This is a genomic window from Streptomyces sp. NPDC004134, from assembly GCF_042874195.1.
In the GTDB taxonomy this organism is placed as follows: Bacteria; Actinomycetota; Actinomycetes; order Streptomycetales; family Streptomycetaceae; genus Streptomyces.
The window spans coordinates 87,233-107,070 of sequence record NZ_JBIAMS010000014.1; the positions used below are offsets into that span (position 1 = coordinate 87,233).

The 19,838-nt window shown below is 73.6% G+C and carries 17 protein-coding genes; 7 read left to right on the top strand and 10 right to left on the bottom strand.

Annotation, left to right across the window (positions count from 1 at the left end):
• Positions 1 to 8: 8 nt before the first annotated feature.
• Complete coding sequence (locus ACFYVJ_RS19015; protein ID WP_388892783.1) at positions 9 to 542, bottom strand: hypothetical protein; 534 nt, start codon at positions 540 to 542, stop codon at positions 9 to 11.
• Between the two features lie 632 nt (positions 543 to 1,174).
• On the opposite strand from ACFYVJ_RS19015, the gene ACFYVJ_RS19020 reads away from it, so the two are divergent.
• From ACFYVJ_RS19020 to ACFYVJ_RS19030, 3 genes are all read left to right on the top strand, one after another.
• Positions 1,175 to 3,250 carry an N-6 DNA methylase gene (locus tag ACFYVJ_RS19020; protein WP_388892975.1) on the top strand — a complete coding sequence of 692 codons (2,076 nt, stop codon included), beginning with the start codon at positions 1,175 to 1,177 and terminating at the stop codon, positions 3,248 to 3,250.
• Positions 3,251 to 3,412: 162 nt separating this feature from the next.
• Positions 3,413 to 4,399 (top strand): phosphotransferase family protein, encoded by a 987-nt coding sequence (locus ACFYVJ_RS19025; protein ID WP_388892785.1) that lies wholly within the window; start codon positions 3,413 to 3,415, stop codon positions 4,397 to 4,399.
• A gap of 79 nt (positions 4,400 to 4,478) precedes the next feature.
• On the top strand, positions 4,479 to 5,444 hold the full coding sequence (locus tag ACFYVJ_RS19030; RefSeq protein WP_388892787.1) for a hypothetical protein: 966 nt from the start codon (positions 4,479 to 4,481) through the stop codon (positions 5,442 to 5,444).
• Here ACFYVJ_RS19030 and ACFYVJ_RS19035 read toward each other — a convergent pair.
• Complete coding sequence (locus ACFYVJ_RS19035; protein ID WP_388892789.1) at positions 5,430 to 5,993, bottom strand: toll/interleukin-1 receptor domain-containing protein; 564 nt, start codon at positions 5,991 to 5,993, stop codon at positions 5,430 to 5,432. The two genes, ACFYVJ_RS19030 and ACFYVJ_RS19035, sit on opposite strands and share 15 nt — an antisense overlap.
• 571 nt (positions 5,994 to 6,564) lie before the next feature.
• On the opposite strand from ACFYVJ_RS19035, the gene ACFYVJ_RS19040 reads away from it, so the two are divergent.
• Positions 6,565 to 7,860: a hypothetical protein gene (locus ACFYVJ_RS19040; protein WP_388892791.1), complete on the top strand. Its 1,296-nt coding sequence runs from the start codon at positions 6,565 to 6,567 to the stop codon at positions 7,858 to 7,860.
• On the opposite strand, the gene ACFYVJ_RS19045 is transcribed toward ACFYVJ_RS19040, so the two are convergent.
• From ACFYVJ_RS19045 to ACFYVJ_RS19065, 5 genes are all read right to left on the bottom strand, one after another.
• On the bottom strand, positions 7,850 to 10,081 hold the full coding sequence (locus ACFYVJ_RS19045) for a hypothetical protein (RefSeq protein ID WP_388892793.1): 2,232 nt from the start codon (positions 10,079 to 10,081) through the stop codon (positions 7,850 to 7,852). The genes ACFYVJ_RS19040 and ACFYVJ_RS19045 overlap by 11 nt on opposite strands.
• A 99-nt stretch (positions 10,082 to 10,180) precedes the next feature.
• Entirely contained in the window at positions 10,181 to 10,927 is a 747-nt protein-coding gene (locus tag ACFYVJ_RS19050; RefSeq protein ID WP_388892795.1) for a L,D-transpeptidase family protein, read from the bottom strand.
• Positions 10,927 to 11,724 (bottom strand): hypothetical protein, encoded by a 798-nt coding sequence (locus tag ACFYVJ_RS19055; protein ID WP_388892797.1) that lies wholly within the window; start codon positions 11,722 to 11,724, stop codon positions 10,927 to 10,929. The genes ACFYVJ_RS19050 and ACFYVJ_RS19055 overlap by 1 nt, the downstream gene beginning before the upstream one ends.
• Positions 11,705 to 12,244 carry a SigE family RNA polymerase sigma factor gene (locus tag ACFYVJ_RS19060; protein ID WP_388892799.1) on the bottom strand — a complete coding sequence of 180 codons (540 nt, stop codon included), beginning with the start codon at positions 12,242 to 12,244 and terminating at the stop codon, positions 11,705 to 11,707. Before ACFYVJ_RS19060 ends, ACFYVJ_RS19055 begins: the two co-directional genes overlap by 20 nt.
• Positions 12,245 to 12,352: 108 nt before the next feature.
• A complete protein-coding gene (locus ACFYVJ_RS19065) occupies positions 12,353 to 12,916 on the bottom strand; it encodes a DinB family protein (protein ID WP_388892801.1) in 564 nt (187 codons plus the stop codon).
• Positions 12,917 to 12,999: 83 nt separating this feature from the next.
• Between ACFYVJ_RS19065 and ACFYVJ_RS19070 the strand changes: the two genes are divergently transcribed.
• Positions 13,000 to 13,671 (top strand): phosphotransferase family protein, encoded by a 672-nt coding sequence (locus ACFYVJ_RS19070; RefSeq protein WP_388892803.1) that lies wholly within the window; start codon positions 13,000 to 13,002, stop codon positions 13,669 to 13,671.
• Between the two features lie 7 nt (positions 13,672 to 13,678).
• Here ACFYVJ_RS19070 and ACFYVJ_RS19075 read toward each other — a convergent pair whose 3' ends face one another.
• Positions 13,679 to 14,326, bottom strand: coding sequence for a class I SAM-dependent methyltransferase (locus ACFYVJ_RS19075; RefSeq protein WP_388892805.1), 648 nt, complete (start codon positions 14,324 to 14,326; stop codon positions 13,679 to 13,681).
• A 108-nt stretch (positions 14,327 to 14,434) separates the two neighbouring features.
• Here ACFYVJ_RS19075 and ACFYVJ_RS19080 point away from each other — a divergent pair, with 108 nt between their 5' ends.
• Together ACFYVJ_RS19080 and ACFYVJ_RS19085 are read left to right on the top strand one after the other, a co-directional pair.
• Positions 14,435 to 15,664, top strand: coding sequence for an MFS transporter (locus ACFYVJ_RS19080; RefSeq protein ID WP_388892807.1), 1,230 nt, complete (start codon positions 14,435 to 14,437; stop codon positions 15,662 to 15,664).
• A 174-nt stretch (positions 15,665 to 15,838) separates the two neighbouring features.
• Positions 15,839 to 17,350 (top strand): phosphoesterase, encoded by a 1,512-nt coding sequence (locus ACFYVJ_RS19085; RefSeq protein WP_388892809.1) that lies wholly within the window; start codon positions 15,839 to 15,841, stop codon positions 17,348 to 17,350.
• A gap of 52 nt (positions 17,351 to 17,402) precedes the next feature.
• On the opposite strand, the gene ACFYVJ_RS19090 is transcribed toward ACFYVJ_RS19085, so the two are convergent.
• Complete coding sequence (locus ACFYVJ_RS19090) at positions 17,403 to 18,680, bottom strand: MFS transporter (RefSeq protein WP_388892811.1); 1,278 nt, start codon at positions 18,678 to 18,680, stop codon at positions 17,403 to 17,405.
• Positions 18,677 to 19,813, bottom strand: a complete 1,137-nt coding sequence (locus ACFYVJ_RS19095) for a PLP-dependent cysteine synthase family protein (RefSeq protein WP_388892813.1) — start codon at positions 19,811 to 19,813, stop codon at positions 18,677 to 18,679. The genes ACFYVJ_RS19090 and ACFYVJ_RS19095 overlap by 4 nt, the downstream gene beginning before the upstream one ends.
• Between the last annotated feature and the right edge of the window lie 25 nt (positions 19,814 to 19,838).

The window sequence follows — 19,838 nt, forward strand, 5'->3', positions numbered from 1 at the left end:
CAGGCCGTTCAGCCGTTGATGAGGGAGAGGCCCTCCGAGCCGGCTGCCCTGTCGTTCTTGCGGTCCTTCGCCTTGGGCTCGAAGCGGAGCACGGCGCCCCGGGAGTCGATCTCCTCGACGGTGACCGTGACGCCGTTGGCGAGGCTCAGGAAGCCGGTGCCGGCGATGTAGCCGCTTGCGTTGCCGTACTCCGGACGCTGGACATCGAACGTCACCGTGTTCGGCTCCTCGTGGCTGAGCGTGAACCCGACGACGCCGAAGCTGGGCCGCACCGGGATCTCGACGGTGCCGCGAAGCAGGATCTCGCAGTCCGCGTTCCGGCACGCCTTGACGTCGGAGCCGTCCGCTGCTTGCAGCGGGGTGGGCGAGGGCTTCGCCGGGAGCGAAGAGGCGGAGGTGCGGCTCCGTTCCGGCGGGTCGCTTGGTTTCGGGCCGGCCGCGTCGTCCGAGCCGGAGCAGGAGGAGAGTAGAAGCGCCGCGGCGAGCAGCGACAGCGCATACCGGGCTGGTGCGTGAAATGGAGCCGTAGCGTCGGTTGGCATGCTCCATCTCTACCGACGCGGACCCTGGAGGGGTCCCGCGCGAGGCGGGCGTGCTCGTCGGCCCGAGGTGCCGGGAGTGGCGACCGATGTGGCCGCCGGGGGGCGCAGTCCCGGGCTCACGCCTTCGACTGGCACACTCCAGCACATCATCGCCCGGCGTGATGTGCGTGATCTGGGTCACAACCGGGCGAGTGCCCGCCCCGACCTGCCGAGCACGCCGAAATCCCACACAAGGCGATGAGCAGGAACCTTGCACTGCGAATATTTGCGCAGCGCTGCTGCGCACCGAGTCGGCCTGAGAACGCCGGGCGTTTCGCGCTCACGCAACTGCCCTGGAAACACTGCTAAGTTCCTCTTCGTTCGACACCATCTCCCCACCTTGACAGCTCAGCAACCGCACCGGGGATGAGAGAGATATTGCGCAGCGTCGCTGCGCAGTTCACCACTTGAGATCGAAGGCAGGGGGCACCACCGAGTGAAGTCGTTCTTCGAACTGCTGGGGAAGGCGATGCAGAGCACGGGTATGACGTTGCGTCTGTGTCTGCTGATGCTCGTCGCCGCGGCAGCGGCGTACGCCATGAGTCAACTGCGGTAAGCCGACACGGAGCAAGGAGGGCCCACACGTGGAGAACATGCAGGCAGGAAGTCACGCCGCGGAGGTCGTTGACAGGCTTTGGCGGGCCTACACGCCCTTCCAGCGGGGCCGGAACACATTCGGCGACCTCACCTCCATGCTCGCAATCCTGGTGCTTGCGGGCTTCGTCGAGTCGGTGGGCGAGTCCGAGGACGGGGTCGTCAGGCGATGGGCCCGAGCGGTCGCCGAGGCCCGGATCGGCCTCCCGCCGCTGGTCGACCTGCGGGCGGCGCTGATGGACGCCGGCAGGGATCCGCGCTTCCCCCTGTCCGACATCCGCAGCCTTGGCATAGGTCTTCTGGAGGGTGACGAGGACTCGGACGACGTACCGTGGGCGGCCGCCTTCCTCACTGCGCTGACGCAGCCCACGAAGCCGGCCGAGGCCGAACTACCGGAGGTTTGCGAGCTGCTCCTCGAACGCCACGTTCAGGACAGCACCGTCTCCACGGGAGAGTTCTTCACGCCCCGTGAGGTCGTCCGCCTGCTCGTCGAGTCCACGGCCCCGCAGCCCGGAGACCGAATCCTTGATCCTGCCTGTGGCACCGGCGGCATGCTCGCTGCCGTGGCGCAGTACGTCGCCGCCGGCGGCCGCGTCGACGGATCCTCGCTGGAGGCGTACGCCACGGACCGCAGCAATCCCCGTCTTGCGACGATGAACCTGGCCATCCACGGGGTGGACCAGCCGGTCGTCCGTGCCTCCGACCTCACGTCGCTGTTTCAGCGAACGGGCAACAGCCTTGCCGATGTCGTGCTGAGCAATCCGCCGTTCAACCAGCGCTTCGAGGGACCCGGCCCAGCCGACTGGCCCTTCGGTCGGCCGCATGAGTCCAATGCCAACTTCGCCTGGCTTCAGCTTGCCTGGACCCGGCTGAGCGAGAACGGTGTCGCCGCGCTGATCATGCCGCCGCGAGCCGCCTGGTCCAAGGGCACCGAGGCGGAGATCCGCAAGCGGATGATCGCCGGCGGAGCACTCCTCGCCGTGATCGCGTTGCCGGGAAACCTCTTCACGCGCACCAACATCCCCGTGCACATCTGGATACTCGCCCGCGAGAAGTCGCGGCACTTGCCTGCCCCCGACGCGTCTGCCGTCCTCTTCATCGACGCCAGCGGTCTCGGTACGCAGGCGCCCCGGCAGCCGCGGGTCCTGACTGCGGCGGACACCGAACGCATCTCCAACCGCTTTCGCGAGTGGCGGCGGTCTCCGGGCGCGATACCTGAGGAGCAGGGTTTCTCCCGTTCGGTATTGCATGACGAGATCCTCGAGTACGACGGCAACCTCGACCCCCGGCTGTACGTCCCCGTCAGGGAGGAGCGACAGGCGACGGCAACGAACGTCAATCTGATGCTGGACGAGTTGGGCCGGCATGCCGAACTGACACCCGGTTCGAGTGCCGATCTTCGGAAAAGCTTCAGCAGTTGTGAACGGTTGACCCGTGGCGGCGAACCCCCACGGATTCCGCTCCGGAGCATCGTGGAAGGCACAGAGAAGGGCTGGTTCGAGGGATCGGCACCGGGTCTGCTCCTGGCCGGACCTTCGGGGAGCCTGCTCGGCGCCAAGGACTACGTGGACACCGGCGTTCCTGTGGTGATGCCGAAGGATCTCACCGGCAACGGATTCAGTGGGGAAAGCATCAGACACATCACCGAGCGGCAAGCGGAGAAGCTGGACCGCTTTCGCGTCCGCCGGGGGGACGTGGTTGTGGCACGCCGTGGCGAGCTGGGGCGATGCGCCGTCGTCCGTGAGGAACAGCACGGCTGGATCTGCGGCACCGGCTGCTTCCTTCTTCGCCCGACCGACGAGCTCAACGCCGACTACTTCGCGGCGTACCTCCGCAGTCCCGAGGCACGGAACTGGCTTGAAGCACGCTCCACCGGGAGCATGACCATGAAGACCATCTCTCTGAAGGTGCTGGGCACGCTGGAGATTCCACTACCCGACCTCGGGACACAGCAGGCGGTCGCTTCCGCGATGGCGCAGTTGGACGAGCATGAGCGACTGCTGCGAGAGCAGCTTGCGGCAACGCGGAGGGTACGCAGCGAGGCGCTGGCGGGGTTCCTGCCGAGCCACCGGTGATTGCTCTGATCGGACGGTGCGGATCGAGCCCAGGCTGGTGAGCTGCCGGCCTCTGCGGCGGCGGCGACATCCAGGACGGCGCGCAGGGAAGTCTGGGTGGATGGGCGGGGGAGGACATCTTGGCCATGCTGTACGGGGGCGTCTTCGGGGAAGGGAACCGGTGTGGAGAGCATTACCAAGAACAGGCAGTCCGCCGGCGTTCTGCGCGCCATGGTCGGGCGCGCATACGGGGCCGGGCGTGCGCCTGTGGGGGACGGGTGGGCCGCCGAGTTGGGGCACGGGTGGTTCAACGTCGCGTACCGCATCCGGTTGCGTGACGGGGCCGAGGTCGTGGTGAAGATCGCGCCGCCGCCGGAGGTGGAGGTCATGACGTACGAGCGCGGCGCCATGGCCGTCGAGCTGCGGATGCTCGATCTGCTCCGTACGCACACCTCCGTGCCCGTCCCCGCCGTCGACTTCGCCGACCCCAGCCGCGAGCTGTGCGACGCGGACTACTTCTTCATGCCGTACATCGACGGCGACAACCTCGGCGTCGTCGCGAAGGAACTCCCCGCCGCCGCGCGGGACTCGCTCATGGAGCAGGTCGGCGCGGCCAACCGGGAGATCAACTCGCTGCGCGGCGACGCCTTCGGGCCGCTCGCCGGGCCCGGTGACCCGAGCTGGCGGCGGGTGTTCACCGGCATGGTCGAGGACGTACTCGCCGACGGCGAGCGCCGCGGCGTCGACCTCGGCTGGGGCTACGACACCGTGCGTAGGGTCGTGGACGCCCACGCCGGCAGCCTCGACGAGGTGACCGAGCCGCGTCTCGTCGAGTGGGACCTGTGGGCAGGGAACGTCATGGTGCGCGACGGCAAGATCGTCGGGGTCATCGACCACGAGCGGGCCTTCTACGGCGACCCGTTGATCGAGTCCGGCTTCGCGGGCACCCAGATGGCGGCCTTCGGTCATCCTCTGCCGTTCATGCGCGGCTACGGCCACCCCGAGCTGACCGCGACGCAGCAGGTGCGGCGCCGGCTGTACTGCCTCCATCTGATGCTGATCATGGTCATCGAGACGGTCTACCGCGGCCACACCGACAGCAAGCAGTACGACTGGGCCCGCATCCGGCTCGACGAGGCCATGGCCCTCTTCGGCCACACCCGCCGCTGACGGCCGGGACACCGGTCGCACCACGGCGACCGCGCGCGAGGGCGCCAGGCGGCCCGCGCAGCGCACGCTGGGCCGGCGGGTGGGATGCGACTGCTTCCATGACGGTGAGGCGCTCCTCCGCGAGGGCGGCGAGCAGGGCAGGCAACTGGCCATTCTCACCGGCGGGTCGTACTACAACATCAATCCGGACCTCTTCGAGGTGATCACGGAAAGCTCCCCGAGCAACTACGACGCGGCGCTGCGCCCCATCCTCGTGAACGTCATGGGCCACCGGCTGCAGGTCGACATCTCGCAGACCCTGGAGATCCCCGAGCCGGCCGCTCCCACACTGGTCAGCCGGTTCGGCGGCGCGCACACCTCACGTCTGGGCGGGCTGGTGGACGATCCGCTTCCGGTGCAGCGGTTCGTGGAGCGGGTGCTGGGCGGAATGGTCGAGACGTATTTCAACGCCATCGCCTCGGCCTCCACGGTGGAGGAATTCCTGAGCATGTACGCGAGTACGCGGACGGACCTCTCCTCCCAGGTACGCAACGCGCTCGCCGCCTGGGGAATCGAGGCGCGGGGCGCGACTCTGGGCGAATTCGAGTCCTCCGACCCCGAACTCGACCGGGCCCGGCGGCGGCTCGCCGACAAGCAGATGGAAACCCGCGAACTGGAGGCGGAGGAGAACAACTCGGTCATCCGGGAACGTATCCGCGACCGCGAACGGCGCGGCGAGCGGAAGGACCGGATGCTGGAGACGGTGGTGCTGGAGCGGAAGATCGAGCTGCTCGGCGGCGACACCATCGCCAAGGAGATGTTCCTGCACCGACTCAAGGGCATGGGCGTGCCGGAGGTCGTGAGCGGGAACGCGGACGAGCTGCTGCGCCATCTCCCGCTGCAGCGCGCCCTCGCGCTCATCGAGAGCGCGCAGCGGCACGCCAGGATGGCGGCGCTGCCGAAGGGCGCCGAGGGCGCGAAGAGCATCGAGGCCGGCGAGGACGCCGGGGGCGCGCTGGACGCCGTGGACATCGAGGAGGACGAGGACGGGTCAGCCGTTCTGTAACGCCCGGACTATCTGCTCCAGTTTGCGCGCGTAGGTGTCGTCGTCCGCGTCGCGGAAGTCCGCGCTGAAGCGCGTACGCGCGAACTCGGGCAGGACGGCGTCGCCGACGAGAACGGGGATGAACAGCCTGCCGGACTCGATCGAACGCTCCATCAGGGCCGCGTACTCCTGGAGGACCCACCCGTCGTCCGTCGACTGCGCGCTGAAGACCAGGAGTCCGTGGGCGGAGTCGCGGACGGCCTGCTCGACGGCGTGGACGCGTACGCCGCCGGGGGCGCGGACCACTTCGTCGTCGGCCACGCGCAGGCCGCTCGCGCGGAGCCGGGCGGCGAAGGTGCGCGCCCAGGGGGCGTCGGCGGGGCTGTGGGACACGTAGACGTCGTACGCCGGGGGGTTCCCGGCGGGGGGCGGCTCCGGGGCGGTGCTCCCGGCGGGCGGCGGTGGGGTGCGGCGGGAGGCCCGGCCGCGTACGGAGGCGTAGGAGAAGTACGTGCCGACGACCCCCGCCAGGGTGCCCACCGCGGTGAGGACGAACTCCGCCATGCCCATCCCCGCAGGCTAGCCGTCGTCTGCCGGTGCCGCACCGCACCGTCTAGGGTGGCGGGTTCACGCCGGGGTGGCGGGGAGGCCGTGGGGGGCTGGATGGCGGAGGCACGGGAGGGCTGGGTTCGGGTTCCGGTGGGGGAAGGGGCTCGGCGGTGGGCTTCCCGGGGGCGGTGCCGGCGGGTGCTGTTCGTCGTGCACAACGTCACGTCGGCCACCCGGCTGCTGGACGTGATGCCGCTCTTCGACGACGACCTGCGGGTGCAGATGCTGGCGACGTGCACGGGGTCTTCGCCGTTCCAGGGCGGCGTCGGCGAGCTACTGGCGGCGGTGGGGGTGCCGGTGCTGCCGTGGGAGCAGGCGGTGCGTACGCCCGTCGACCTGGCCGTCTCCGCAAGCCTGGGTGGTCAAATAGCCTCATTGCACGGCAAATTGGCCGTTCTGTCACATGGCGTTGGATACACTAAGAGGCTCAGGTCGCCGGTCGCCGGTCGCCGGTCGCCGGTCGCCGGTCGCCGGACGCCGGGCTCCCGTCTTCGGGCTGGCGCCGGAGTGGCTGCTGGAGGACGGGCGGCCCGTGGCCGACGCGTTCGTGCTCTCGCACCCCGAGCAGGCGGAGCGATTGCGCCAGTCGTGCCCCGAGGCAGCCGCTTCCGCGGTGCTCGCCGGGGATCCGTGCTTCGACCGGATGCTCGCCGCCCGCGCGCACCGGGACCGGTTCCGGCGGGCGCTGGACGTACGCGACGGGCAGCGCCTCGTCGTGCTGTCCGCGACGTGGAACCCCGAGGGCCTCTTCGGCGACGGCGGCGCGGACGACGTGCTGCCGGCCCTGCTGCCGCGGCTGACGGGCGAGTTGGCCGCCGACGAGTACCGGGTGGCGGCCGTCCTGCATCCCAACGTCTGGCAGGGGCACGGCCCCGGGCAGGTGCGGTCCTGGCTCGACGGGGCCAGGCGCGGCGGGCTCGCGCTCGTCGATCCGCTGGGCGGCTGGCGGCAGGCGCTGCTCGCGGCGGACGCGGTGATCGGCGACCACGGGGCCGTCACGTACTACGCCGCCGCCCTCGGCGTGCCCGTGGCGCTGGCGGCGGCTCCCCTCGCACACGTCGACCCGCGGGCGCCGCTGGCCGGCTTCCTCGCCGACTCGCCGCGGCTGGATCCGTGCGCGCCGCTGCCCGCACAGCTCGACGCGCTGATCGGCGGCCACCGGCCGCAGCCGGGTCCGGCACGGTTCACCACGTCGGTGCCCGGGGAGTCGGCCGGCCGGCTGCGGGAGCTGTTCTACGGGCTGATGGAGCTGCCCGAGCCCGAGCGGCCGGCGCTGCTGGAGCCGCTGCCGCTGCCCGCGTACGAACCGGTCCAGCGCACCGCCCCGATGCGGGTGCTGACCCGGCTGCCGGCCGGGACGGGCACGGGCACGGGCGCGGGCCCTGGCGCGGTCGTGCTGCGCCGCTGGGCCGATCCCGCGTACGAGCCAGACGGCGACGGCACCGCCCACACCGCCGTGCCCGAGGACACCCGCGACCCCGGCCGCCTCGACCTGGCCGACGTGATCCTCCGCCACGGCGCCCCCGACGACCCGCGCTTCGGCTCCCCCGCCGCCTGGTGCGCGGAGACCCTGCGCCGGTACGCGCACTGCACCCTCGCCGCGTACGTCACGGGCCCCGGCGACTGCACCGTCCGCACCCGCGGCGGTGACGCGTTCGCGCTCACCGCCGTCCCCGGCGCGGCCGACGCCGACCCCGCGGCGTACGCCTCCGCCCTGCACGCCTGGCTGGCGGCGGGCCGCAGCGCGGCCGCCCTCGCGGAGCACGGCCTGCTGGTCCGTACCGGCGCGCGGGAGCACCGCGTGACCGTCGCCCCGCTCAGGGCGTGACGCAACGGGCCCGTACGGACCGTGCGTAGGCCAGCGGGTGCTCGGCCTGCTGCGCGTCGAGCAGGGCGATGGCCTCGTCGATCAGCGGCAGGGCCGCGGCGGGCGCGGCGGCGAGCACGTGGGTCTCGGCGAGGTCCGTCAGGGCACGGGCACGGTTGTAGTCGTCCCCGATCTCTTCGAAGGACCCGACGGCCGTACGCAGCAGGGCTATCGCCTCCCCGAAACGGCCGTCGACGCGCAGCGCCCGCCCGCGGTGGCGCACGAGCAGCGGCCGAGCACGGCGCAGGTCGGCGTGGCCTTCCTCGCCGGGGGCGATGGTCCCGTACAGCGTGTCCGCCCGGTCGAAGAGGGCCAGCGCCTCGGGACCCGCCCACTGCCGCAGCCGCAGCAGGCCCAGCGCCTCGACCGCGGAGGCGTGCCCGCGTATGTGGCCCGCCGTCCGCTCGTCCTCGGCGGCGGCCAGGAACTCGGTCTCGGCCTCGGCGTGTGCGCCCAGCTCCGTGAGGCTCATGGCCAGTTGGAAGCGGAGGGCCGCGCGGTCGCGGAGGCCGGTGGCGGGCGGCTCGCCCTCCGGCGCGGGGAGGCGCAGGGCCGTGCGGAGCGCGGGGACGGCCTCCGCGTGCCGGCCGGTCTTGAGCTGCAACGGCCAGAGGGCGCGCGCGAGGCGTACGGCCGCGGCCCGGTCGCCGGCGTCCGCGGCGGCCTGCACCGCCTCGAAGACGTTCGCCGCCTCCCGCACCAGGGTGCCGAGGGCCCCGGCCCTGCCCAGCGGCGGACCGGGCCTCGCCGGCCGCGGTACGCGCCAGCTCTCCGGCAGCGCCTGGTGGGCGGCGTCCTCGGCGAGGCCGGCATAGCCGCGCACGAGGCGGGCGACCGACTCGGCGCAGGCGTACGGGCCGTCCTCGTGCCGGGCGAGCAGCTCGGCGTGGCGGCGTACGGCGGGACGGAAGCGGTAGCGCTCGGCGCCGGCGGGCTCCAGCAGGCCGCGGTCGGCGAGGAGGCCGAGGAGCGCCGCGGCGGGAGCCGGGTCGGGGTCGGGGGCCGGGTCGGGGGCCGGGTCGGGGTCGAGGGCCGGGTCGGGGTCGAGGGCCGGGTCGGGGTCGAGGGCCGGGGCCGGGTCGGGGGCCGGGGCCGCGGTCGGCTGGGTCGCCCAGGCGGCGGTCCTGACGTCGACGTGGGGCCAGTCCCGTAAGGCCAGCAGCCGGTACAGCCGGGCGGCATCGGAGTCGAGCGCGCGGTAGGCGGACTCGGTCAGGGCGGCGACGGGCCCGGCCGCGTCCGCGCCACCCCGCGCCGTGTCGCCGTGCACCGACAGCAGCGGCGCCGCCGTGCGCAGCGCGTACGGCGACCCCGCGCAGCGCACCAGCAGGTCCTTCGCCATGTCCGGCGCCGCGGCCACGGCTTGCGGCCCGGCGAAGTCCGTGAGCAGCCGCCGCGCGTCCTTCGCCGCCAGCGGCCCCAGCGCCACGGGCACGGCGTCCAGACCCGGCAGCGGGTGGCGGGCCGTCACGAGCGTGAACACCCCGGGCGCGGAAGTCAGCAGCGGGCGCACCTGGGCCGCGGAGTACGCGTGGTCGAGGACGACCAGCAGCCGCAGTTCGGCGACGAGCCGCCGCCACAGGTCCAGCCGCCCGTCCGCGCCGTGCGGCGTCTCCTCCACCGGCAGCCCCAGCTCCCGCAGCAGACGGCCGGCGACCACGGCGGGACCGAGGGCGCTCTGCGACGACCAGCCGTGCAGATCGACGTGCACCTGCCCGTCGGGGAAGTCCTCCGCACGCCTGCTGCCCCAGTACAGCGCCGTGGCGGTGGTCCCGATGCCCTCGGGGCCGTGCAGCAGCGCCACCCGCGGCCGGCCGTCGAACCTGCGGTCCGCCTCGCGGTCAAGCAGCCGTAAGGCGGGGCGGCGGTCGGTGAAGTGCCGCGTCGCGGCGGGCAGTCGCGGCGCACCCGCGGAGCCGGGTCCTGAGCCGGCCGGCAGGGTCGAGGCGAACCGCTCCCACATCCGGGCGAGTTCCGGATCGCGCGCGGCCCCCTCCCGCAGCAGCGCCGCCACCCGCTCCACCTCCGCGCCCCGCCCCGGCGCCCGCACCTCCCGCCCGGCGGCCCGGCGCACCAGCGCCCCGGCAGTCTCCCACGCGGACCGGCCCACCTCGTTGGCCATCCCCATGCCGATCGCGCCGAGCACCCCGGAGATCGCGGCCAGCGACACCGGATCCGTCATCACACACCCCTCCCCCTGCACGCCGTAGCGAGTTGGTACGACTCCGAAGAGTAACGCGGGTCACCGACAGCGGAGTCCGGGACGGCGGTGGCACCCGCGTCAGCGGGCCAGCCAGTCCGCGGGGCCCATCACCGCCACCGGGTGCTTCCGCGGGTCCAGGCTGCGCAGCAGGGTGCGCATGTGGGGTTTGGCCAGGGAGACGCAGCCGCTCGTCGGGCCGCCGTGGTCGACGTGGACCCAGATGCCGCCGCCGCGGCCGTCGCCCAGGGGGCGGGTCCAGTCGAGCGGGGTGGTGCCGGGCTTCCGGTTGTAGTTGATCGCCACGACGTAGTCGAAGGAGCCGGCGAGGGGTTCGCCCTCGTAGCCGCGGCCGGTGGCGGTGAAGGCGGGGCCGTGGTCGTACGGAAGCTTCGTGCCGGGGTCGGGGTCGAGGCCGCCGGCGTCGGTGAGGCCGTAGACGCCGGTCGGGGTGCGGAGGTCGCCGGCGGTGTGGTGGTTGGTCCAGCCGCGGAGGGCGTTGTGGGCGGGCCAGTCGGGTCCCGCACGCCAGCCCTCGGGGCCGCGTTCGTAGAACACGGCGGTGGAGTCGGACGAGCGGCGGGAGGTGCCGGTGACGACGAGGGCCTGGCGCGCGCCGGCGGGGACGCGGGCGCGGATGCGCGGCCCCAGTCCCGGTATGTCCCGCGGCAGCCGGGCGGGGGCCGCCGTGACAGGCGGCCGGGTCGGCGTCGGCTCGGGGGCGGGCGGCGGTGCGTCGTCCGTACGGGGCGGGGCCGCGTCCGTGCAGCCGGCGGCCGCGAGCAGGGGGAGTCCGACCGCGTACAGCATCTGGCGACGAGGCAGCATCAGCGGTCGGTCCGCTCCGATCGACGAGGTTGTGCCGCGGGGTCGAAGCGCATCGAGCCGAGTACGGTGCTCGCCTCGGCGACGTCTCCGGTCGCCGGAGTGGCCAGGCAGACCGTGGCCAGGACCTGGACACCCTCCGCCGCGCCCGCCGGTCTGCGTACGGCCCACAACTCCTCGGTGCCGCCCGCGACGACGCACGCCTTGCCCAGCTCGCGGGTCCGCAGGCCGGGGTCGGGGGTCTTCGGCCCGTAGAGCAGTTGCAGCGTGATGAGCGTGCCGCGGCGGGGCAGTTCGCGCGGCGGGGTGGTGCAGGTGCCGTCCGCGCCGGTGGGGCAGGGCTCGGGGGAGGGGCTGAGGGACAGGCTCGCGACGTAGCCGACGTACTCCCCCTTCGGCGAGTCCGTGCGCACCGTGCGGCTGCTCCAGCCCGCGGGCACCTTGAGCGTGAGGTCGGACAGCTCCGGCAACCGCGTCTCGGCGTCCCGCTGTGCCGGCGCCCCGGCACCCGCGGCGGGAGACGTGGAGCGGGGCGGCGTGTCGGTGGCGGGGAGCGCCTGCGGCAGGAGTACGCCCACGGCCGCGGCCGTCGCCGTCGCACCCCACACCGCGCACCGCCGGCGGCGCCGCCGCAGCGCCCGTCCCCGTATCCGCTCCATCCGCTCGGCGGGCGCGGCCGGCCGCGGGACGGCGCGCTCCAGCAGTGCGCGCAGCGCGCGCTCCTCCTCCGCGGACTCCAGGAGTTCTGGCGCGGCGGCCGGCTCGCCCGGCCCCGTCGTCTCAGCCGCGTTCCCGGCCACCGGACTCACCGCCCTCCACCAGCTCGGCCTCGGGCAGCAGGCCGCGCAGCGTGCGCAGCGCCTTGGCGGACTGGCTCTTGACGGTGCCTGTCGCGCAGCCGAGGGTCGCCGCGGTGTCCTGGACGCTCAGGTCCTCGAAGTAGCGCAGGACGACCACCGCGCGCTGCCGCGGGGGCAGGCGCCGTATCGCGGCGGCGAGCGACTGCTCCAGGTCCACCTGCGCGAAGGCGTCGGCGGGGGCCGCCGTGTCGGGCAGCTCGCCGTGCGGTACCTCGCCCCACCAGTGGCGGCGCCACCAGGAGATGTTGGTGTGCACCATGGCCGTACGGACGTACGCCTCGGGGCTGCCGTCCGCTATCTGCTCCCACTTCGGCCACACCTTGGCCAGCACGGTCTGCAGCAGGTCCTCGGCGAGCTGGGCGTCCCCGGTGAGCAGCCAGGCCACGCGGAGCAGCCGCGGCCCGCGGGCCGCCACGAACTCCTCGAATCCCGGCGGCTGGGCCGCGCCCCGTCTCAGCATCCTGCGTCTGCCATCCGGTCCCCACTTCACGTCGCACACTGGTCGAACGCGATGAGGTCCGCGCCGGGTTGCCCCGCCTCGGTACGCCCCTTCAGTCGCCGTGCGCCGCTACTGCCCCACCCGGCCGTCGACGCACTCGCGCAGCAGGTCCGCGTGGCCGCAGTGCCGCGCGTACTCCTCCACCCGGTGCACCCACAGCTCGCGCACCGACGTGTCGTCCGTGGGCAGCCGGGCGCCCAGGTCGGGGTACGCGGCCAGCACCGCGTCGCACTCCGCCTGCTCGCGGGCGAGGTCGGCGAAGGCGGTGTCGACGAGCGCCTGGTCGGCGGCGGCGCCGTGGAAGTCGGCGTCCCGCTCGCCGTAGATCTTGGGGGCGGGGTTCTCCGGCACGACCCAGTTGCGCCAGTCCCGCTCCACCTCGGCGAGGTGGCGTACGAGCCCGAGCAGCGACATGGTCGACGGCGGCACGGATCGGCGCGCCAACTGCTCGGCGGACAGCCCCTCGCACTTCATCTTCAGCGTGAGCCGGTAGTTGACCAGGAAGTCCTGCAGCGTGGCCAACTCGCCGTCGGGACTGGAGTCGTTGTTGCGGGGGTCCTTGTCGGGGTCGGCCCACATGTCGGGGTAGACGCTGGCCTCGGTCCACCGCTGGGGTGCGTCGTCGTCACTCACCGTACACACGATGCGGATCGGCGGCCGGACACGCAAGCGAATATCGGCGCGCGGGCGCCGGGGCCGACGGGGATGATCGGGGGATGCGTCCGATGAAGCACGGCTACACCAACCGCACCCTCGGCGACGGCGCGGTGGTGCGGAAGACGTACGACGGACCGGACGCGGCACTCCGTCTCGACCGGGAGCGCGCGCTGCTCGACGGGCTGCGCGACCTGCTGCCCGTGCCTCCGGTGCGGGAGGCGTCCGCGGCCGCCCTGACGCTGGGCCACGTGGCGGGGGTGCCGGGGCAGGAGTTGCTGGACGGCGGGCGGGCCCCGGCCGTGCTGGCGGCGTGCGGGGAGGTGCTGCGGCGGATCCACGGGGTCGCGCCGGATGTGCTGCCGGAGGGCGAGCCGGCCGCGGGCGAGGTGCTCGTGCACGGCGACTTCGGGCCCAGCAACCTGCTTCTCGACCCGGGGACCTTCGCGGTGACGGCGGTGGTGGACTGGGAGTTCGCCCATCGCGGCGCCGCCGTCGAGGACCTGGCGTGGTGCGAGTGGATCGTACGGACCCACCACCCCGGGCAGCGCGGCGCCCTCGCCGCCTTCTTCCGCGCGTACGGCGGGGAGGCGCCGCCGTGGCCGGAGCGCCGGGCGGCGATGCTGGCGAAGTGCGAAGAGATGCGGCGGTTCTGCGAGCGGTGGGAGCCTGGTGGTTCCGGCGTACGGCTGTGGGAGGAGCGCGCGGCGGCGACGGCGGGCTGGGTGGAGTAGGCAGGCGTCAAGCGGGGGCGTCGTAGACGAGGCTGTAGCGCCAGAACAGGCGGCGGCGTATCCGTGCGCCCGGCAGCTCCGCCGCCGCGGCGGCGCGGATCTCGGCCAGGGTCTCCCCCGGCTCCGCGGTCGGCGCCGTCATGTGGACGGGTACGGCGTCCGCGCGGGCCGGGTGCCTGGCCAGCCCGACGAGCGGGTTCGCGACCGCCGCCGGCAGGGCGGCGGCGAGGTCGGCGGCGCCGGCCTCGCGGTAGCACCCGACGACGACCAGCCGCCCGCCCGGCGCCAGGCAGTCGCGCAGTTCGCGCAGCGTGGGCACCAGCGGCATGTGGTGCAGTACGGCGACGAGCGTGACGGCGTCCCAGTGCCGCCCCGGTTCGCGGCCGGCGAAGTCGGTCCGTACGACGGTGACCGCCGGATCGCCGTCGAACCGCCGGGCCGCGACGGCGGCGAGCGCGGCATCGGGTTCGAGCCCCGTCACGGCACCGGCGCGCCGCCGCAGCAGCGCCACCAGATTCCCCGCCCCGCACCCGACGTCCAGCACGTCCGTCGCCCCCGCCCCGGCGACCCGCCGGGCGATCCACGGGCCGTAGTGGTCGTTGTGGCTCCAGGGATGCCGCCGGTTGAAGCGGTCGAGCGCGTCCATGACTCCCATACGGCACACGCTAGCCGGGCGCCGCACAGCGTATTGACTTCGCCCGACAGCGGGGTTACAACGTTGCACTCGGCTGTCGTACGGACCGGAGGACAGGTGCGGGGGCGGGTGCGGGCGCGAGACGGGGCGGCTTGGGCGATTCCGGTGGCGCTCGGCGTCGACGCCGTCGGCAGTGGGCTCTATCTGCCGCTCTCCATGGTCTACTTCCTCGCCGTCACCGACCTCTCCGAGGCCCGCGTCGGGCTGCTCATGACCGCCGCGACCGCCTCCGCGCTCCTGTTGCCGCTCCTGGTCGGGCGGGTCGTGGACCGCGTCGGCCCGCGCCCCGTCGTGATCACGGGGCAAGCGCTGCAAGCCGGCGGCTTCCTGCTGTACCTGGCGGTGGACGGGCCGGCGTCGCTCTTCGCCGCGGCCCTGGTCGAAGCGGCGGGGCTGCGCGTGTACTGGTCGTCTGTCTTCGCGCTCATCGCCGAACAGGCCGACGACCGCGCCCGGGACCAGTGGTTCGCCCGCAGCGCGATGATCCGCGCGGCCGGGACCGGCGCCGGGACGGTGCTCGCCGGGGTCCTGCTGGGGCTCGCCTCGCGGGACGCGTACCGGGGGATGATCCTGGCGAACGCCCTCTCCTTCGTCCTCGCCGCCGGTGCCCTCACCTTCTTCGTACGAAGCCGCCCCCGGCCGGCCGCCGGGGACGTCGAAGGGAAGCCCGCCGACGGCGTACGGCACCTGCTGCGCAACCGCGCCTATCTGTTGCTGATCGGCGTCAACGTGCTGTTCAACATCTGCACCGTCCTGCTGGCCGTCGCCACCCCCGTCTACGTCGTCCGGGGGCTGGACGCGCCCGGCTGGGCGGTCGGGGTCCTCCTGACCCTCACCACCGCCGCCGTCGCCACCTCCACCGCCGCGGTCACCCGCCGCGTCCTCCGGCGTACCTCCCGCGGCGGCGCGATGGCCTGGGGCGGGGTGGCGTGGGCAGGTTGGTGCGGGGCCGTCGCGCTCGCGGTGCTGCTGCCGCGCGGCCCGGTGCTGGTCGGCTATCTGGCGCTGGTGATGCTGCTCTGGGCGGCCGCGGAGATGCTGCACGGTCCGGCCTCCAACGCGCTCTCCGCGGACGCGGCGCCGGAGGGGGCGCGGGGCACGTATCTGGCGGCGTTCCAGTACTCGTTCGCGACTGCGGACATGGTCACCCCGGGCCTCTTCGGGCTGCTGTACGGCGTGGAGCGGGTGCTGCCGTGGGTGGTGGTCGGCTGCCTGGCGCTGGTCGGGAGCGTGGCGATACGGCCGCTGGAGAGGCGCCTGACGGGTGTACGGGCGGGACCGGCGGGGGCGGCGGTCTGAGGCTCCGCGCGGCCCGTACGAGGGCGGCGGAAGCCCCCGCAAACGCACGCGATCCCCGGCGCTACCCGCGTGATCCGTTGTTTTCCGTCCCCGGCACCGCCGTTCACGCCCCGTTCCGCTACGCCGTCGAAACTCGCTGGTCGCCCCCCGCAACGCGAAGGAGAGGCCCGCATCATGAATGACGGACACATCGAAGGCGACGAAGGCCCCGAGCGCGCGGGGATCTCGCGGCGCCGCCTCGTCCGGTACGCCGGCGTGGGGGCGACACTCGCCGCGGCCAGCCCGCTCGTCGTGAGCGGCGAGGCGGCCGCCGACGACGCGCAGGGGAACGACCAGGGCGGGCGCGGGAACGAGGGGCGGCGTGCCTGGCGGGCCGGCGACCACCACATCCACTCCGAGTACAGCGGCCGGTTCGACACCTCGACCAACCCGCCCACGTTCCACAAGGGCGCCGACGCGGTGTACCCCATCGTCACCAACGCCATCATGGCCAAGCACTTCGGCCTGTCCTGGGTGATGTGCACCGACCACGGCGGCCCGACCCACTCGAAGGTCAATCTGGAGCTGGCCTACCCCGACCTGCTGCGCTCGCGCGTCCTCGTACCCGAGGTCCTGCAGTTCTGGGGGATGGAGTTCGACGCGCCCGCGCTGGACCACCACACGCTGATGATCCCGCACCACCGCGACGAGGCGGAGCAGTTGTACGAGCTGGAGCGCCGGTTCGCCAAGCTCGACGCCTTCCCCGCGGACCCCGGCCGCGACACCGAGGCCAAGATGATCGAGTTCCTCAAGGCCGCGAACGCCATGGACCGCAAGCCGTTGGTGCTCGCCCACCACGCCTCCCGGTCCGCGCCGGGACTCGGCGTCTACGGCCAGGACACCCCGCGCGAGTTCCGCAACGGCAACGACGTCGCCCCGAACGTCTACGTCGGCTTCGAGGGCGCCCCCGGCCACCAGGCGGGCCCCCTCGTCGGCGGCGCCCGCGGCGGCTACGGCAACCACCCCACGTACGGCGGGTTCGACCAGATGACGGCGCGCCTCGGCGGCCTGTGGGACGCGCTGCTGGGCGAGGGCCGGCGCTGGTGGATCACCGCCACGTCGGACTCGCACGTGCACTGGACGCGCGGCGGCTCGGACTTCTGGCCGGGCGAGTACAGCAAGACGTACGTCATGGCGCGGCAGGACTACGCGGACGTCATGGACGGCCTGCGCAACGGCCGCGTCTGGGTGGGCACCGGCGACCTCATCACGTCCCTCGACCTGACGGCCGGCATCCGCGGCCGCAGCGCCGCCATGGGCGAGACGCTCACCGTCAGCGGCCGGAACGGCACGGATGTGGATATCGAGATCCGCTTCCGCCCGCTGGACGGGAAGAACGGCAACGGCGACCGCCCCGAGGTCCGCCGCGTCGACCTCATCACCGGCAGCATCACGGGCCCGAGCGCCGACCGCGACGCCGACACCAACCCGACCACCAAGGTCGTCGCCCGCTTCGGCCCGAACGACTGGCGCCGCCAGGGCAGGGACTACGTCATCCGGCACACCCTGCGGGACGTGGACGGCGACATGTACGCGCGCGTACGCGGTACGGGCACGGACGAGGCGGAGCCGGTGGCGGACGGGCTGGAGAGCCCGTGGGAGGACCTGTGGTTCTACTCCAACCCGGTGTTCGTCAGCGTCCGTTAGGGGGCGCCCGCGCGCGGTGCGGCTCACGCCGGCGCCCCCGGCCGGCACCGGGTCAGGCAGACGCCGGCTCCGGCTCCGGCCGCATCGCGCGCAACCGCCCGCCGCGGGCCAGCGCCGCCAGCGCGCCCGCGCAGACCGCGCCCGTCGCGGTCAGCACCAGCCACGGCAGCCGCGGGTACCTCTCCGCGGCGTCCCACAGCGCGCCCGTCGCCAGGTTGCCCAGCGTGATGCCGAGGCCGGACACGGTGTTGTAGAGGCCGTAGTGCGTGGCGACGAGGCGGCCTCCTGAGAGGGACACCACGGTGTCCATCTCGAAGGGGTACGCCAGGGCCGTACCCAGCGCCAGCAGGGCGGCGGCGAGCAGCAGCGGGGTCAGCGCCCCCGCGGCCGCCGCCGCCCCGCCGCCGCCCGGCGGTGCGCCGCTGAGCAGGAGCGGCAGAAAGGCGACGCCCATCAGGGCGATGCCATACACCAGGGCCCGCTGCGCCGGCCAGCGCTTCTTCGCCCAGCCCGTGACGCGCAGTTGGCCCGCCGCCGCCACCCCCGCCGAGACGGCGAAGAGCGCGGTGGTCACCCCGTCGCCCGCGGCCGGGAAGGCGCGGTGCGCCTGGAGGGGCAGCGCCAGATACACCTGGAAGGACAGGACGTACGAGCCGATCATGGCGGCGGAGAAGAGCATGAACGGGCGGTTGGCGACGACCGTGCGCCAATCGGCCAGCACCCCGCGCGCCCCCGGGCGCTCGGCCCGTACCGTGTCCCCCTCGGGCAGCGCCAGCACCTGTACGACGGTCAGCCCCAGGAACAGCAGCGCCGCGACCGTGCACACCAGCCGGAAGTCGGCGGCCAGCAGCGCCAGTCCGACGAGCGGGCCTACGAACATCCCCGTCTGATAAAAGACGTTGAACAGGGCGAACGCTTCCACACGCCGCTTCTCGCCCACGGCCTGCGCGAGGTATGTCCGCACCGCCGGGTTGAACAGCGCCCCGGCGAACCCCGTCAGCGCCGACGCCGCGACCAGCGCCGGCAGCGACTGCACGAAGCCCAGCAGCCCGAACCCCGCCGTCCGCAGCACGCACCCCGCGACGATCATGCGCTTGCAGCCCAGCCGGTCCGCCAGCGTGCCGCCGACCAGGAACATGCCCTGCTGGGAGAAGTTCCGTACGCCCAGGACCAGGCCCACGGCCCACGCCGCCATGCCCAGCCCGTCGGCGAGATGCGCGGCGAGGTAGGGCATCAGCATGTAGAAGGCGGTGTTGATGGTGAACTGCTGCACCATCAGCAGCCGCACCCCGCCGCCGTACGAGCGGAACTCGCGCACCAGGTCCCTCATCGGGCCGGCACCCCCGCCGGCACCGCCGTGACGTCGGTGCAGCGCGTCCACCGCTCGACGGTCCGCTCCCCCGGGTGCCCGATCTCGTCGGGGTCCGCGGCCGGCGGGCGGTCGAGCAGGTCGTGCGCGCGGCAGTGGTCGTCGCTGAAGACGGTGTTCCAGTACCGCTGCACGCCGTCGGGGAAGACGGCCGCGATACGGACCGGGGGCCCCTCCGTACGCGCCAGCCAGCCGGCGACCAGCGCCACCGCGCCGACGCTCCAGCCGCCCCCCGCATAGTGGTGCCGCACCAGCCGCCGGGCCGCCCACACCGCCTCGTGCGCCGCGACCCAGTGGCACTCGTCGAACGCGGCGTGGTCGACATTGCGCGGGTGGATGCTGCTGCCGAGCCCGCGCATCAGGCGCTCGCCCGCCGGCTGTCCGAAGACCGTGGAGCGCACCGAGTCCACCCCGACGAGCCGCATGCCCGGCGAGAAGGCGCGCAGCGCGCGGGCCACGCCCGCCGAGTGGCCGCCGGTGCCGACCGCGGTGACGAGGACGTCGACGCGGCCGAGCTGGACGGCGAGTTCGAGGGCGAGGGCGTCGTACGCGGCGGGGTTGTCGGGGTTGTGGTACTGGTCAGGGCACCAGGCGCCGGGCTGCGCGGCCAGCAGTTCCGCGACCCGGTCGCGGCGGGCCTGCTGCCAGCCGCCGGTGGGATGCGGGGCGCGTACGACCTCGACGCGCGCCCCGTACGCGGCCAGTTGGTGCCGCATCAGCGGCTCGAGACCCGGGTCGGTCACGAGGGTCACCGGGTGGCCGAAGGTGATCCCGGCGAGCGCGAGGCCGAGGCCCAGGGTGCCGCTGGTCGATTCGACGACGGGCGCCCCCGGCGCCAGCTCGCCGCGGCGGCGGGCGGCGGCGACCATGTGCAGCGCGGAACGGTCCTTGAGGCCGCCCGGGTTGGCTCCCTCCAGCTTCGCCCAGAAGCCGTGTCCTGCCGGACTGAAGGGCTCGCCGATCCACAGGACGGGGGTGTTGCCGACGAGCCCCGCGGGGGTGCTGCGGGCACCGTCGGCGGGGGCGGGGAGGCGGTGGTCGGCGGCGAAGCCGCGGAGGTCGTCGGGGGAGACGGTGCGCAGAGTGGAGTGCATGGGTGGTCCTTCCGCGGCCGCGCGG

What these genes read in the sequence shown, in the direction of transcription:
- ACFYVJ_RS19015 (WP_388892783.1), bottom strand. Translation starts at nt 542, where the DNA reads ATGCCAACCGACGCTACGGCTCCATTTCACGCACCAGCCCGGTATGCG.
- ACFYVJ_RS19020 (WP_388892975.1), top strand. Translation starts at nt 1,175, where the DNA reads ATGCAGGCAGGAAGTCACGCCGCGGAGGTCGTTGACAGGCTTTGGCGG.
- ACFYVJ_RS19035 (WP_388892789.1), bottom strand. Translation starts at nt 5,993, where the DNA reads ATGGGCATGGCGGAGTTCGTCCTCACCGCGGTGGGCACCCTGGCGGGG.
- ACFYVJ_RS19045 (WP_388892793.1), bottom strand. Translation starts at nt 10,081, where the DNA reads ATGACGGATCCGGTGTCGCTGGCCGCGATCTCCGGGGTGCTCGGCGCG.
- ACFYVJ_RS19050 (WP_388892795.1), bottom strand. Translation starts at nt 10,927, where the DNA reads ATGCTGCCTCGTCGCCAGATGCTGTACGCGGTCGGACTCCCCCTGCTC.
- ACFYVJ_RS19060 (WP_388892799.1), bottom strand. Translation starts at nt 12,244, where the DNA reads ATGCTGAGACGGGGCGCGGCCCAGCCGCCGGGATTCGAGGAGTTCGTG.
- ACFYVJ_RS19070 (WP_388892803.1), top strand. Translation starts at nt 13,000, where the DNA reads ATGCGTCCGATGAAGCACGGCTACACCAACCGCACCCTCGGCGACGGC.
- ACFYVJ_RS19075 (WP_388892805.1), bottom strand. Translation starts at nt 14,326, where the DNA reads ATGGGAGTCATGGACGCGCTCGACCGCTTCAACCGGCGGCATCCCTGG.
- ACFYVJ_RS19085 (WP_388892809.1), top strand. Translation starts at nt 15,839, where the DNA reads ATGAATGACGGACACATCGAAGGCGACGAAGGCCCCGAGCGCGCGGGG.
- ACFYVJ_RS19090 (WP_388892811.1), bottom strand. Translation starts at nt 18,680, where the DNA reads ATGAGGGACCTGGTGCGCGAGTTCCGCTCGTACGGCGGCGGGGTGCGG.
- ACFYVJ_RS19095 (WP_388892813.1), bottom strand. Translation starts at nt 19,813, where the DNA reads ATGCACTCCACTCTGCGCACCGTCTCCCCCGACGACCTCCGCGGCTTC.